The organism is Streptomyces sp. NPDC093795 (assembly GCF_044764665.1).
Taxonomy (GTDB): domain Bacteria; phylum Actinomycetota; class Actinomycetes; order Streptomycetales; family Streptomycetaceae; genus Streptomyces.
On sequence record NZ_JBIWIO010000004.1, the window covers coordinates 615,087 to 627,324 of the forward strand.

Consider the following 12,238-nt stretch of genomic DNA (forward strand, 5'->3'; position numbering starts at 1 on the left):
GGTCACCCCGGGGCGAGTTCGTCCAGGAGTTCGGGATTGACGACACGCAGGATCGTCGCGACGTGTTCGGGGTCGGCCGCCGCCCACAACACCTCCCGTGCCGCCCGGTACTTGGCGGCGAGCCGCGTCCGCCGTTCGGGTGGCAGCGCGGCGGCCCGGTCCCGGCGGCTGTTGTGCGCGTTGTCGGCGATCTTCACGAGGGTGGCGTCGGGGTCCTCCGTGACGCGGCGGATCATCTCCTCGTAGGAGGTGCCGGAGCGGTGGGTGACGGCCTCGACGACGGCGACGACCCGGTCGGGGATCCCGGCGGCGCGCAGTCCGTCCGCCGTCCACCCGGTGTCCTCGATGACGTCGTGGAGCAGCCCGGCCATGGCCAGGTGCGGGCCGAACGGTTCCAGGCCCGCGGCGACCGCGCGGACGTGCTCGACGTACGGGACGCCGATCTTGTCGGTCTGTCCGGCGTGCGCCCGGTCGGCGAGCGCGTCCACCTCGGCGAGAGTCTTCATCGCCCCATCATCGCGGGGCGCGGCCGCCGCGGTCAGGTCAGGAGCCGGTTGGGGTGGGAGGAGCGGCGGGCCGCGGCGAGGAGGGCGTGGATCCGGGGGCCGGCCTGGTCGATGTCGGTGACAGGGGTGGGGAAGGGCAGCCGGACGTCCTGGTGCCCTTCGGGGTGTTCGAGCCGCAGGGTGATGCCGTACCGGTCCAGGGCGACGGGGAGGGCGCGGACCATGTCCCGGTCGGGGCGCGGCCGGACGAGGCGCAGCAGCAGGGGCACGAGTTCGCCGTGGCTGTCGACGAGGTGGGTCAGCATGGACGCCTCGCAGGAGGCCATCGGGTCGATGTCGGTCGCGTGGAGCTCTTCGAGGGTGATGTACGTACGGCCCTCGGCGTCCTCCAGGAGGGCCTGACCGAACTCCATGCAGATGCTGGCGCTCGCCTCCGGTTCGTAGGGCGCGGCGAGGAGTCCGGTCAGGGTGACGCGCGCCCGCAGCCGTTCGCGTACGGGGGTGGGGGCGATGTCCGTGAACTCCAGGCGCACGGGGATCCGCGCCGACTGTCCGGCGTGGCTCTCCTCGGACGGGTCGTGCAGGTGGATGTGGCCCATCGGCCCGGTCCCGTCGAGGAGGTGGACCTCCTGGTGGACCCCGTCGGAGACGACGGTCATCGAGTGGGCGGCCGCGAGGATCGATCGCACGCGCTCGGCGGGGGTGGGCCGCGTGGCGCGGGGGTTGAAGGGTCGCATCCGAGTTCTCCCGGGACAGGTGACGGTGACTACTGGGCCAGCTACTTAGGTAAGCCTAAGCTAACTGATCCCTCGCGGGTACGGAAGGCGGGGCCACCACCTGACACGGCGTCCGACCCTCCGTGTGATGATCTGCTCTTCATCAAATGGATCCCTCGCGGATCCACGGGGAGAGAACATGGCTTACACGGACGCCAACGGCGTCGACCTGTCAGGCGTCACCGGCAGGCTCATCCAGACGGTCGACCTGGTGAAGAACCCGGCACCCCAGGCCATCGCCACCGACACGGTCAACGGGCATGTCTTCGTACTCCAGGTGGAGAGCGCGGCGACCATTCCCCAGGGCAACATGTACCTCAACCGCATCGACCGCCTGACCGGAAAGGTCACCGGCTCGATGCAGTTGAAGGGCTTCGGGCACGGGCTCTCGATGGGCGCCGAGCCCGTCGGCACCGACACCTACCTCTGGACCGAGGTCGGCCCGCTGCACACCACCATGAAGGACGGCGAGGTCAAGGCCACCTTCGGCAAGGCCGTCACCCGGTTCCGGTTCGAGCCCGGCACGGTCCTCGACGGGAACCTCATCCCGCAGCAGCGGAAGTTCACGCCGCCCGGCAGCACTTCGGGCACCGGTCCCTTCCTCGACCCGGTGAACAACCTGCTCGGCGTGATGTACCACAAGGACGGCAAGCGCCACTTCGACCGTTACGACCCGGCCGAGGCCGCCGCGGGCTCCTGGGTCCCGGTGGGCACCACCTTCGTCATGCCGTCCGGTGAGGACGTCACCCCCGACGTGCCGTCGCCCTATCCGCTCGAGAAGACGCTCGTCTCCCAGGGCTACACCGTGCTCGGGGACGTCCTCTACGCGTACCAGTGGGCGCCGTACGACAAGGTCAACCACCCGACGATCCCCAGCGCGTACCCGGGGATCGCCTTCCTCACCTCGTACTCGTGGACGACCGGCGCGCGCCTCGACCGGCAGGTCGTCACCAACGCCGACGGCCTCACCTGGCGCGAGCCCGAGGGCGTCGCCGTCGAGGTCGACCCCGCGACCGCGGAGGCCCGTCTCCTCTTCGGCTTCAGCAACACCGTCCCCGGCACCACGGGTTCGCGTGACGTCACGATCGGCTGGTACCCGACGAAGCCCGCGGTGGACGGGATCAAGGTGCTCGCGGACTGGGAGGACCTCGCCCTCGAAGCCGGCGTCTCCCCCGGCGCCCAGCCCCCGCGCGGACGGCTCATCGCCCTCGCCGGCACCACCTACCTCCAGTTGCGGGGCACCGTCACCTGCTCCCCCGGCCTGACCGACGACAGCAGGATCGGAACCCTCCCGCACCGGCTGCGCCCGACCCACCCGACCCGCCAGAACGTGCCCCGCAACAACAACACCGGCCGTTACGTGTGCCGGATCGAGGCGGACGTCACCGGAGCACTGTGGGCGTACGGCGCCACCAGCGACAACGCCACCACCTGGATCGACCTCGACTGCGTCACCGTCGCCTGGCGATGAACGACCTCCCGGCGCCCGTGATCACCGGCCGCCCCGGAGCCGCCGAGTCCGTCCCCCCACCGTCCCGCACCACCCGATCCGGAGGATCGAGCATGACCCAGCACACCACCAGCCGCCGCTCCCTGCTCGCCGCGGCGCTCGCCGCCCCCGCCGTCGCCGTCGGCGCTCCGCTGCTCACGGCCACCCCGGCCGCCGCCAACCCCGTGGACGGCTGCCAGACCGTCGTCGACTGGACGGCGATCATCCTGGACCCGGCCGTGGAGAACGTGGCCGGCGCGCCCGCCGAGGCCCGTGTCATACGGCTGGCCGGGACGGAGTTCCTCCAGCTGCGCGGCACGCTCACCTGCGCGTTCACCGCCGACGGCCGGCTCGGCACGCTGCCCGCCACCATCCGCCCGCCCAAGCTGACCCGTGGCGTCTGCCCCCGCAACAACAGCCAGGGCATCAACGCGATCCGTATCGAGGCCAACACGGCCGGCGCGGTCAACGTCTTCGGCCCGCAGTCGACGAACAAGGTGACCTGGATCCAGCTGGACAACTTCTCCTCCGTCCTGGGCTGAGACCGGTCAGGGCGCGTCGCCCGACCAGTCGTAGCGACCCGCGTCACCCGGACGCGGGTCGTAGAGCGAGCGGCCGTCGGCGCCGTACCGGCCGAGCTCCGTCTCCAGGGCGACACCGTCGGCCACGGCGGCCGGCGGCCGGTCGGTGACGTCGAGGAGCAGGCCGTCGAGCGGCCCGCCGACCAGCTCGGCGTAGACCCGGCCGGGCCGGGGGCCCGGTCTCGGGTCGTCGTGATCCTGGCCGTAGACCCGGCCTCTCAACAGCTCCTCGTCCCTGTCCATGTCCATGAGGACCAGCGTCCCAGCCACCACTGACAACGCCGGGAAAGACCCCCACCACACGGAACGCCGCAGGTCGACGAGAAGAAGGTCACAGTCGTACGCCCTCCTGCTCCTTTGACGATCTCCCCTAGCATCCGAGCATGACGGTCCTGCCTGACGACGGGCTCCCCCTGGCGTCCGAATTCCCCGACGCGCCACACGAGCAGTGGCAACACCTCGTGGCAGGTGTCCTGCGCAAGTCCGGCAAGGAGGTCTCGGGCGACGCCGCCGAGGACGCCCTGTCGACGCTCCTGGAGGACGGCCTCGACACCCGGCCCCTGTACACGGCGCGCGATGCCGCCCCCGACGCCGGACTCCCCGGCTTCGCCCCCTTCGTGCGCGGCGGCCGCGCCGAGGGCAACACCCCCGGCGGCTGGGACGTACGCCAGCGCCACCTCTCGGCCGACGGCGACGCCGTCCTCTCCGACCTGGAGAACGGCGTCACGTCCCTGTGGCTGGGCGTCGGCGGCACCGGCATCCCGGTCGCCTCCCTGGACAAGGTCCTCGACGGCGTCTACCTCGACCTCGCACCCATCGTCCTCGACGCGGGCGACGAGACGGAGTCGGCCGCCGAGCGGCTCTTCCGGCTGTACGAGGAGCGGGGCGTCGCCGCCGACGCGGCCCTGGGCAACCTGGGCGCGGACCCCCTGGGCCACGAGGCCCGCACCGGCCGCCCGGCGTACGACCTCGCGTCCGTCGCCGGTCTCGCGCGCCGCTGCGCCGACCGGTACCCGGGCCTTCGGGCCCTCACCGTCGACGCGCTGCCGTACCACGAGGCCGGTGGCTCGGCGGCGCAGGAGCTGGGCTGTTCGCTCGCGACGGGCGTGGCCTATCTGCGCGGTCTGACCGAGGCCGGACTGAGCGTCGCCGAGGCGTGCGCGCAGCTGGAGTTCCGCTACGCGGCGACCGCCGACCAGTTCCTGACGATCGCCAAGCTCCGCGCGGCCCGCCGGCTGTGGGCCCGGGTGGCCGAGGTCTGCGGCGCCCGCGACGCGGGCGCGCAGCGGCAGCACGCGGTGACCTCGCCGGTGATGATGACGCGCCGCGACCCGTGGGTGAACATGCTGCGCACCACGGTGGCCACGCTCGCCGCCGGGGTGGGCGGCGCCGACAGCGTCACCGTGCTGCCCTTCGACGAGGCGCTCGGTCTGCCGGACGCGTTCGCCCGCCGGATCGCCCGCAACACCTCCACCGTCCTCATCGAGGAGTCGCACCTCTCCCGGGTGATCGACCCGGCGGGCGGCTCCTGGTACGTGGAGCGGCTGACCGACGAGCTGGCGCACGCGGCCTGGGAGTTCTTCCAGGGCATCGAGCGGGCGGGCGGCCAGCAGGCAGCGCTGCGGTCCGGGACCGTCGGCGAACGCCTCGCCGAGACCTGGTCCGCGCGCAGCGCGAAGCTCGCCACCCGCCGCGAACCGATCACCGGCGTCAGTGAGTTCCCGCACCTCGACGAGAAGCCCGTCGACCGCGCCCCGGCGCCCGAGCCGCCGGCCGGCGGGCTCCCCCGGGTCCGGCGCGACGAGGCCTTCGAGGCGCTCCGCGCCCGCTCCGACGCCCACCTGGCGGCGACCGGCGCGCGACCCCGTGTCTATCTGGCGGCGCTCGGCCCCGCTGCCGCGCACTCGGCCCGGCTCGCCTTCGCCGACAACCTGTTCCGGACGGGCGGCATCGAGCCGGTCACCGGCGGCGAGTTCGACGAGAGCGGGGCCCAGGAGGTGTGCCTGTGCTCCAGTGACACGGTGTACGAGGAGCGGGCCGAGGACACCGCCCGGGACCTGCGGGCGGCGGGCGCGCGGCATGTGTTCCTCGCCGGCCGCCCCGGGTCGTACGCCGGTGTCGACACGTACGCCTTCGCCGGCTGCGACGCCGTGACCCTGCTCTCCACCACCCTCGACCGCATGGGAGTGTCCTGATGTCCATCCCCGACTTCTCCGGGATCGAGCTCGGGACGCCGACCGCCGACGGCGACCCCGACGCCTGGCATACGGCGGTCAAGAAGGCGACGGGCGGGGACGAACCGCTCTGGGAGACCCCGGAGGGCATCGGCGTCAAGCCGCTCTACACCGGGCAGGACCTGGAGGGCCTGGACTTCCTGGGCACGTACCCCGGCATCGCCCCGTATCTGCGCGGCCCGTACCCGACGATGTACGTCAACCAGCCGTGGACGATCCGGCAGTACGCGGGTTTCTCCACGGCCGAGGAGTCGAACGCCTTCTACCGGCGCAACCTGGCCGCGGGGCAGAAGGGTCTGTCGGTCGCCTTCGACCTGCCGACCCACCGCGGCTACGACAGCGACCACCCGCGCGTCACCGGTGACGTCGGCATGGCCGGCGTGGCCATCGACTCGATCTACGACATGCGGCAGCTGTTCGACGGCATCCCGCTGGACCGGATGTCGGTGTCGATGACGATGAACGGCGCCGTGCTCCCGGTGCTCGCGCTGTACATCGTGGCGGCCGAGGAGCAGGGCGTACCGCCGGAGAAGCTGGCCGGGACCATCCAGAACGACATCCTCAAGGAGTTCATGGTCCGCAACACGTACATCTATCCGCCGGGGCCGTCGATGCGGATCATCTCCGACATCTTCGCCTACACCTCGCAGCGGATGCCGCGCTACAACTCCATCTCCATCTCCGGCTACCACATCCAGGAGGCGGGTGCGACGGCCGATCTGGAGCTGGCGTACACACTCGCCGACGGGGTGGAGTACATCCGCGCGGGCCGGGAGGCCGGGCTCGACGTCGACGCGTTCGCGCCGCGCCTGTCGTTCTTCTGGGCGATCGGCATGAACTTCTTCATGGAGATCGCGAAGCTGCGCGCCGCCCGGCTGCTGTGGGCCAAGCTGGTCAAGCAGTTCGACCCGCAGAACGCCAAGTCCCTCTCCCTGCGGACCCATTCGCAGACGTCCGGCTGGTCGCTCACCGCGCAGGACGTGTTCAACAACGTCACCCGCACCTGCGTCGAGGCCATGGCGGCCACCCAGGGCCACACCCAGTCGCTGCACACCAACGCCCTCGACGAGGCGCTCGCCCTGCCCACCGACTTCTCCGCCCGGATCGCCCGCAACACCCAGCTGCTCATCCAGCAGGAGTCGGGCACCTGCCGGACCATCGACCCGTGGGGCGGCAGCGCGTACGTGGAGCGCCTCACCCACGACCTCGCGCGGCGCGCCTGGAAGCACATCCAGGAGGTCGAGCAGGCAGGCGGCATGGCGAAGGCGATCGACGCCGGCATCCCCAAGCTGCGGGTGGAGGAGGCGGCGGCCCGTACCCAGGCCCGGATCGACTCCGGACGGCAGCCGGTGATCGGTGTCAACAAGTACCGGGTGGCGACCGACGAGCAGATCGACGTCCTCAAGGTCGACAACTCCTCCGTGCGCGCCCAGCAGATCGCCAAGCTGAAGCGGCTGCGCGAGGAGCGCGACGGGCAGGCCTGCCAGGACGCGCTCGACGCGCTCACCCGGGCCGCCGGTGGTGACGGCAACCTCCTGGAGCTCGCCGTGAACGCTGCCCGCGCGATGGCGACGGTCGGTGAGATCTCCGACGCCCTGGAGAAGGTGTACGGCCGGCACGCGGGGCAGATCCGTACGATCTCCGGTGTGTACCGCAACGAAGCCGGCGAGTCCCCCTCCGTGGACCGCACCCGGGCCCTGGTCGACGCCTTCGGTGAGGCCGAGGGGCGCCGGCCGCGCATCCTGGTCGCCAAGATGGGCCAGGACGGCCACGACCGCGGCCAGAAGGTGATCGCCACCGCCTTCGCCGACCTGGGCTTCGACGTCGACGTCGGCCCGCTGTTCCAGACCCCGGCCGAGGTGGCCCGCCAGGCCGTCGAGGCGGACGTGCACATCGTCGGGGTCTCGTCGCTCGCCGCCGGACACCTCACCCTCGTCCCGGCGCTCCGGGAGGAGCTGGCCGCCGAGGGCCGCGAGGACATCATGATCGTGGTCGGCGGGGTGATTCCTCCGCAGGACGTGGCGACGCTCCTGGAGATGGGCGCGGCGGCCGTGTTCCCGCCCGGGACGGTGATCCCCGACGCGGCCCACGACCTGGTGACGCGTCTGTCGGCCGACCTCGGGCACGAGCGGTGATCGATCTCGACACGTACGTACGGGGTGTACGCGAGGGGAAGCGGGCGCTGGTCGCCCGCGCGATCACCCTCGTCGAGTCGACCCGCCCGCAGCACCGGGCACTCGCCCAGGAGCTCCTGACGGAACTCCTTCCGCACAGCGGGAACGCCGTGCGGATCGGGATCAGCGGTGTGCCCGGTGTCGGCAAGTCGACGTTCATCGACGCGTTCGGGACGATGCTGACGGGGCTCGGCCACCGGGTCGCGGTGCTCGCCGTCGACCCCTCGTCGAACCGTACGGGCGGCAGCATCCTCGGTGACAAGACCCGGATGGAACGTCTCGCCGTCGACCCCGCGGCCTTCGTGCGCCCCTCCCCCACCGCCGGCACGCTCGGCGGCGTCGCGAAGGCGACGCGGGAGTCGATCGTCGTGATGGAGGCCGCCGGCTACGACGTGGTGCTCGTCGAGACGGTGGGCGTCGGGCAGTCCGAGACCGCCGTCGCCGACATGGTCGACTCGTTCCTGCTGCTCACGCTGGCCCGCACCGGCGACCAGCTCCAGGGCATCAAGAAGGGCGTCCTCGAACTCGCCGACGTGGTCGCGGTGAACAAGGCCGACGGCCCGCACGAGCGCGACGCCCGCGCCGCGGCCCGTGAACTCGCGGGCGCCCTGCGGCTGATGCACGGCGCCGACTCCTTCTGGACACCGCCGGTCCTCAGCTGCAGCGCCCGGGAGTCGGCCGGCCTCGACGAGGTGTGGGGGCGTCTCGAGCAGCACCGCGCCCTGCTCGACTCGACCGGCCGTCTCACGGCCAAGCGCCAGGACCAGCAGGTCGACTGGACCTGGGTCATGGTCCGCGACGAACTCCTGCGCCGCCTCCACACGGACCCGGCGGTACGGGACCTCGCGCCCGCCCTGGAGCGGCGGGTCCGCGCCGGGGAGCTGACGGCGACCCTGGCCGCCGAGCGCATCCTGCACGCCTTCGGCGAGCGGCGCGACTGACCACCCCCCTGGCGCACCCCCGTATACCCACTTTTTTGTGCGTACTCGACGGGGGTGCGTCCCCCGGGCGAAGCTGAGAGCGGCCCGGAGGAAGGGAGCGGGAGCAGGACAGGGCCTCAGGAAGCGGTGGGCACGGTCGTGAGCCGGTCCAGGCGCCGGTACCCCCAGGCGGCCAACGGGGCGATGGCCTCGCAGAGTTCGAGTCCGAAGCCGGTCAGCGAGTAGACGGTCTTCGGGGGCACGACGTCGTACACCTCGCGGTGCACGAGGCCGTCGTCCTCCATCTCGCGCAGCGCCTGGGTCAGCACTCTCTCGCTGATCTCGGGGAGCTTCCGGCGCATTTCACCGGGGCGGTGCGGGCCTGTCTCGAGCAGCCACAGCAACGCCGTCTTCCATTTGCCCTCGATGACCACGATCGCGGCGCTCACTCCGCAGACGTTGGTGTCCTGGGCCCGGGCGCGATTCATCCGCGTCCCTCTCCTTCTCCTCCGGCGTTTCCTTCTCTCGTATGTCTACAAGGGAGTTCACCCATGTCTTCTTCCCCCCTGCCCTCTTCCGGGCAGCGCGCCGTCACTGTTCTCGGTCTCGGTCCGATGGGCCGGGCGCTGGCCGCCGCGTTCCTGGAGGCGGGTGTGCGGACCACGGTGTGGAACCGCACGCCCGGCCGGGACGGGGAACTCGTCGCGGCCGGTGCCGTGGCGGCCGCGAGCGCCGAGGAGGCGGTCGTGGCGAGCCCGCTGACCGTGGTCTGCCTGGTCAACTACGACGCCACCGACTCCGTCCTGCGACAGGCCGCCGTGACGCGTGCGCTGAAGGGGCGGACCGTCGTGAACCTGAGCGCCGACACCCCCGAGCGGGCCAGGGACACCGGGCGCTGGGCCGGCGAGCACGGCATCGGCTATCTCGACGGCGCCATCATGACCCCGACCCCGACCATCGGGAAGCCCAACGCCGTGTTCCTCCACAGCGGCCCCTCGGCCCTCTACGCCGAGCACCGCGCGGTACTCGACGCCCTCGGCGGCACCCACACCCACCTCGGGGAGGAGATCAGCCGGGCGGCGGCGTACGACATCGCGCTGCTCGACATCTTCTGGACCTCGATGGCGGGGTACGCGCACGCCGTCGCGGTGGCGCGCGCCGAGGGGATCACCCCCCGTGAGCTGGCGCCCTTCGCCCAGGGCATCGGCGCGATCCTGCCGCCGCTGTTCGGGGAGCTGGCCGAGGACATCGAGAGCGGCGCGTACTCCGGCGAGGGGAATCCGCTCACCTCGGCGGTCTCGACGATGGCGCACATCGTGCACGCGTCCGAGGCGCACGGCATCGACGCGAGCGTGATGCGGGCCGCCGAGGGTCTGGCGCGCCGCACGGTGGGCCTCGGCCACGGCGCGGAGGGCTTCACCCGGGTCTCCGAGGTCCTGGGACGGCGCTGATCCGAGGCCCGGCCGGGGACGGGCTCCTCGGATGCCGTCCCCGGCCGGGCGTGATGTCCTGGCAGGTAGGGGGATGCCGCGCCTCAGCAGGAGGAGCCCGCCATGGCGATCTTCGTCCACGCCGTCCTCTCGGGTATCACCACCGAGCAGTACGACACCCTCAACGCCAGACTCCAGGAGACGCCCGACATCTTCGACGGCTGTGTGTCCCACGCGTGCGCCGTGACGGACGACGGTCTGGAGATCCTCGACGTCTGGGAGTCCGAGCAGAAGATGGAGGCGTTCGCCGAACGCATGATGCCGGTCGCGACCGAACTCGGCTGGCCGGAGACAGCGGACCAACCGCGTGTCCTTCAGGTACACAACCACTGGGTCCCAGGACTCGGCGGCTGACGGCAGCCGTAGGCTGAAGCCCGTACGCGACGGAGGAGGAGGCCGAGGTGGCCCAGGCGACCGCGGCGGGATCGACGGTGGCGAAGAAGCCCGAGGGCCTGGACCTCGCCGGGCTGCTCGACGTGGTCGAAGCGGAGATGAAGGACGCCCCGGGCCGCCTCCGGTGGGCGATGAACCACTGCCTGGCGCAGATCGGGATCGAGCACGCCGAGCACCGCGCCCGCGCCCTGGACATCGGCGAGCGGCTCGAAGTGCTCAAGGACTATCCGACGTCCCCGGGCTGCACGTCTCCGTTCGCGCCGGTGTGGATCAACGAGATGGTGCGCCGGCAGCAGGCTTCGTGAGGCTGCCGGAGAGGGCTCAGCCGGTTCAGCGGGTTCAGCGGCCGAAGGTGTCGAGGTTCTCGACGATCCAGCGCCCGTCTCGGTGCACGACGTCCACGGCGAACATGGCGCCCGCGTAGACCCCCTGGTCCTGGGCCTGGGCCTTCGTCTTCTGCTTGCCGCCGGTGCCGGCCGTGCTGACGCTGCTCTGGTCGGCGTAGACCAGGACCCGGGCGCGGTCGCCGTCGATCCGCTCGACCGCGCTGTCGGTGACCGTCGTGGTGATCACCGTCTTCCGCTGGGCGGCCTGGGCGAGCACCCCGCCGAGCAGCGTCCGGTGCTGGGCGACGGCCTTGCCCGTGAGGAGGGTCTTCCCGGCCTGTTCGAAGGGGGCCGTGTCGGCGTGGTCGTAGGAGAAGAGCGCGGCGACGGCCGCCGCGGTCTGTCCCTTGATCTCACTGGTACGGGCGAGGTCGGTGAGGGCCGTGTTGCCGCGCGCGGGATCGTCACGGAGCTCCCCCGCCCTGCTGTACGCCCATCCCGCGAAGCCCCCGAGGAGGAGCGTCAGGACGCACAGGACCACGAGCGGGACGAGGTGACGCGGCCGCGCCGGTACCTCGGCTGCGGCTTCCCGCTTCGGCGCCGCGGCCGTCTCCCGTACGGGCGTCGCCGCCGGTCGCTGCCTGGTCCGTACGGCGGGCTCGGCCGGCGGGCCCGCGAGGGCCTGGCGGCGGCGCTGGCGGTTGAGGTGGTGGCGGGTGGTCGGCATCGTGCGTGTCCTTTCGGGTGCGGGCGGCTGTCGGGGGTACGGCCCGGTCAGCCGGCCGCCGTGCCGCCCACGGGGGCCTGCCCCAGCGCACTGAGCTTCCAGTGGCCGTCGGCGCGGGTGAGTTCGCCCAGCATGCGGCTGTCCTTCTCCGTGCTCTTGCTGTCGGGCGTCGTGACGGTGATGCGCAGGGCGACGAGCACCCGGGCCCGGCCCGCCCGGTCGTCGAGTTCCGTGACGGCGCCGGACAGCACGCGGGCCGTGGTCACCGTCTTCGCGGTCCGCACCTGACTGGTGAACTCCTCGCGCCCCTCGGTGAGTTGCTTGTGCAGGTCACCCGTCGTGGACGATTCCCAGAGGTCTAGCCCCTGCTCCACGCGCCGGTGGTCGAGCGTGTTGAGGTTCTGCACGGCCTGCTCCCCCGCCGCGAGCGCCCGGTCACGCTGCACGGCGTACGCGGCGGAGTCGTCGTGCGCCGCGGCGTACCAGTCCCGGCCCGCCCAGGCCGCGAAGGCGCCGGCGACGAGGGTGAGTACGAGGGCCACGGCCAGGGCCGGCCGGATGCCCGCCGGGGTGCGGACCGGGGTACGGACCGGGCGTGTCATGGGGTGCTCCCGTCTCCCGC

13 protein-coding genes and 1 pseudogene are annotated in these 12,238 nt (G+C 72.1%); 8 read left to right on the forward strand and 6 right to left on the reverse strand.

What is annotated here, in order from left to right:
• Positions 1–2: 2 nt before the first annotated feature.
• Positions 3–506 carry an HD domain-containing protein gene (locus tag ACIRB7_RS14955; RefSeq protein ID WP_403597567.1) on the reverse strand — a complete coding sequence of 168 codons (504 nt, stop codon included), beginning with the start codon at positions 504–506 and terminating at the stop codon, positions 3–5.
• Positions 507–538: 32 nt separating this feature from the next.
• Positions 539–1,243 (reverse strand): DUF2470 domain-containing protein, encoded by a 705-nt coding sequence (locus ACIRB7_RS14960; protein WP_403597570.1) that lies wholly within the window; start codon positions 1,241–1,243, stop codon positions 539–541.
• A 178-nt stretch (positions 1,244–1,421) separates the two neighbouring features.
• Here ACIRB7_RS14960 and ACIRB7_RS14965 point away from each other — a divergent pair, with 178 nt between their 5' ends.
• Entirely contained in the window at positions 1,422–2,753 is a 1,332-nt protein-coding gene (locus ACIRB7_RS14965) for a hypothetical protein (protein ID WP_403597573.1), read from the forward strand.
• Between the two features lie 92 nt (positions 2,754–2,845).
• Positions 2,846–3,313 (forward strand): hypothetical protein, encoded by a 468-nt coding sequence (locus ACIRB7_RS14970; protein WP_403597576.1) that lies wholly within the window; start codon positions 2,846–2,848, stop codon positions 3,311–3,313.
• Between the two features lie 6 nt (positions 3,314–3,319).
• On the opposite strand, the gene ACIRB7_RS14975 is transcribed toward ACIRB7_RS14970, so the two are convergent.
• Positions 3,320–3,595, reverse strand: a complete 276-nt coding sequence (locus ACIRB7_RS14975; RefSeq protein ID WP_403597719.1) for a hypothetical protein — start codon at positions 3,593–3,595, stop codon at positions 3,320–3,322.
• A gap of 140 nt (positions 3,596–3,735) precedes the next feature.
• Between ACIRB7_RS14975 and ACIRB7_RS14980 the strand changes: the two genes are divergently transcribed.
• From ACIRB7_RS14980 to meaB, 3 genes are read left to right on the forward strand one after another with little or no spacing between them, the layout of a single operon-like run.
• Positions 3,736–5,547, forward strand: coding sequence for a methylmalonyl-CoA mutase family protein (locus tag ACIRB7_RS14980; protein ID WP_403597578.1), 1,812 nt, complete (start codon positions 3,736–3,738; stop codon positions 5,545–5,547).
• Positions 5,547–7,721, forward strand: a complete 2,175-nt coding sequence (gene scpA, locus ACIRB7_RS14985; protein ID WP_403597581.1) for a methylmalonyl-CoA mutase — start codon at positions 5,547–5,549, stop codon at positions 7,719–7,721. The genes ACIRB7_RS14980 and scpA overlap by 1 nt, the downstream gene beginning before the upstream one ends.
• A complete protein-coding gene (gene meaB / locus ACIRB7_RS14990) occupies positions 7,718–8,701 on the forward strand; it encodes a methylmalonyl Co-A mutase-associated GTPase MeaB (protein ID WP_403597584.1) in 984 nt (327 codons plus the stop codon). The genes scpA and meaB overlap by 4 nt, the downstream gene beginning before the upstream one ends.
• Before the next feature lie 116 nt (positions 8,702–8,817).
• Here the strand turns inward: meaB and ACIRB7_RS14995 are convergent, their stop codons facing one another.
• Positions 8,818–9,168: a winged helix-turn-helix transcriptional regulator gene (locus ACIRB7_RS14995; RefSeq protein WP_403597586.1), complete on the reverse strand. Its 351-nt coding sequence runs from the start codon at positions 9,166–9,168 to the stop codon at positions 8,818–8,820.
• Positions 9,169–9,231: 63 nt separating this feature from the next.
• Between ACIRB7_RS14995 and ACIRB7_RS15000 the strand changes: the two genes are divergently transcribed.
• The 3 genes and pseudogenes from ACIRB7_RS15000 to ACIRB7_RS15010 all read left to right on the forward strand — a co-directional run.
• Entirely contained in the window at positions 9,232–10,131 is a 900-nt protein-coding gene (locus ACIRB7_RS15000; RefSeq protein WP_403597589.1) for an NAD(P)-dependent oxidoreductase, read from the forward strand.
• A 102-nt stretch (positions 10,132–10,233) separates the two neighbouring features.
• Entirely contained in the window at positions 10,234–10,524 is a 291-nt protein-coding gene (locus ACIRB7_RS15005; RefSeq protein ID WP_403597592.1) for a hypothetical protein, read from the forward strand.
• Between the two features lie 74 nt (positions 10,525–10,598).
• A pseudogene (locus ACIRB7_RS15010) lies at positions 10,599–10,868 on the forward strand (DNA alkylation repair protein); the annotation flags it as partial.
• Between the two features lie 34 nt (positions 10,869–10,902).
• Here ACIRB7_RS15010 and ACIRB7_RS15015 read toward each other — a convergent pair.
• Together ACIRB7_RS15015 and ACIRB7_RS15020 are read right to left on the reverse strand one after the other, a co-directional pair.
• Positions 10,903–11,616: a hypothetical protein gene (locus ACIRB7_RS15015; protein ID WP_403597595.1), complete on the reverse strand. Its 714-nt coding sequence runs from the start codon at positions 11,614–11,616 to the stop codon at positions 10,903–10,905.
• Positions 11,617–11,663: 47 nt separating this feature from the next.
• Positions 11,664–12,218 (reverse strand): nuclear transport factor 2 family protein, encoded by a 555-nt coding sequence (locus ACIRB7_RS15020; protein WP_403597597.1) that lies wholly within the window; start codon positions 12,216–12,218, stop codon positions 11,664–11,666.
• Positions 12,219–12,238: the final 20 nt, after the last annotated feature.

Bases quoted from the DNA above. Each gene is read 5' to 3' on its own strand.
- ACIRB7_RS15015 (WP_403597595.1), bottom strand. From the start codon at position 11,616: ATGCCGACCACCCGCCACCACCTCAACCGCCAGCGCCGCCGCCAGGCC.
- ACIRB7_RS15020 (WP_403597597.1), bottom strand. From the start codon at position 12,218: ATGACACGCCCGGTCCGTACCCCGGTCCGCACCCCGGCGGGCATCCGG.
- ACIRB7_RS14960 (WP_403597570.1), bottom strand. From the start codon at position 1,243: ATGCGACCCTTCAACCCCCGCGCCACGCGGCCCACCCCCGCCGAGCGC.
- ACIRB7_RS14970 (WP_403597576.1), top strand. From the start codon at position 2,846: ATGACCCAGCACACCACCAGCCGCCGCTCCCTGCTCGCCGCGGCGCTC.
- ACIRB7_RS14975 (WP_403597719.1), bottom strand. From the start codon at position 3,595: ATGGACAGGGACGAGGAGCTGTTGAGAGGCCGGGTCTACGGCCAGGAT.
- ACIRB7_RS14995 (WP_403597586.1), bottom strand. From the start codon at position 9,168: ATGAATCGCGCCCGGGCCCAGGACACCAACGTCTGCGGAGTGAGCGCC.
- ACIRB7_RS15000 (WP_403597589.1), top strand. From the start codon at position 9,232: ATGTCTTCTTCCCCCCTGCCCTCTTCCGGGCAGCGCGCCGTCACTGTT.
- ACIRB7_RS14955 (WP_403597567.1), bottom strand. From the start codon at position 506: ATGAAGACTCTCGCCGAGGTGGACGCGCTCGCCGACCGGGCGCACGCC.
- ACIRB7_RS15005 (WP_403597592.1), top strand. From the start codon at position 10,234: ATGGCGATCTTCGTCCACGCCGTCCTCTCGGGTATCACCACCGAGCAG.
- scpA (WP_403597581.1), top strand. From the start codon at position 5,547: ATGTCCATCCCCGACTTCTCCGGGATCGAGCTCGGGACGCCGACCGCC.
- ACIRB7_RS14965 (WP_403597573.1), top strand. From the start codon at position 1,422: ATGGCTTACACGGACGCCAACGGCGTCGACCTGTCAGGCGTCACCGGC.
- ACIRB7_RS14980 (WP_403597578.1), top strand. From the start codon at position 3,736: ATGACGGTCCTGCCTGACGACGGGCTCCCCCTGGCGTCCGAATTCCCC.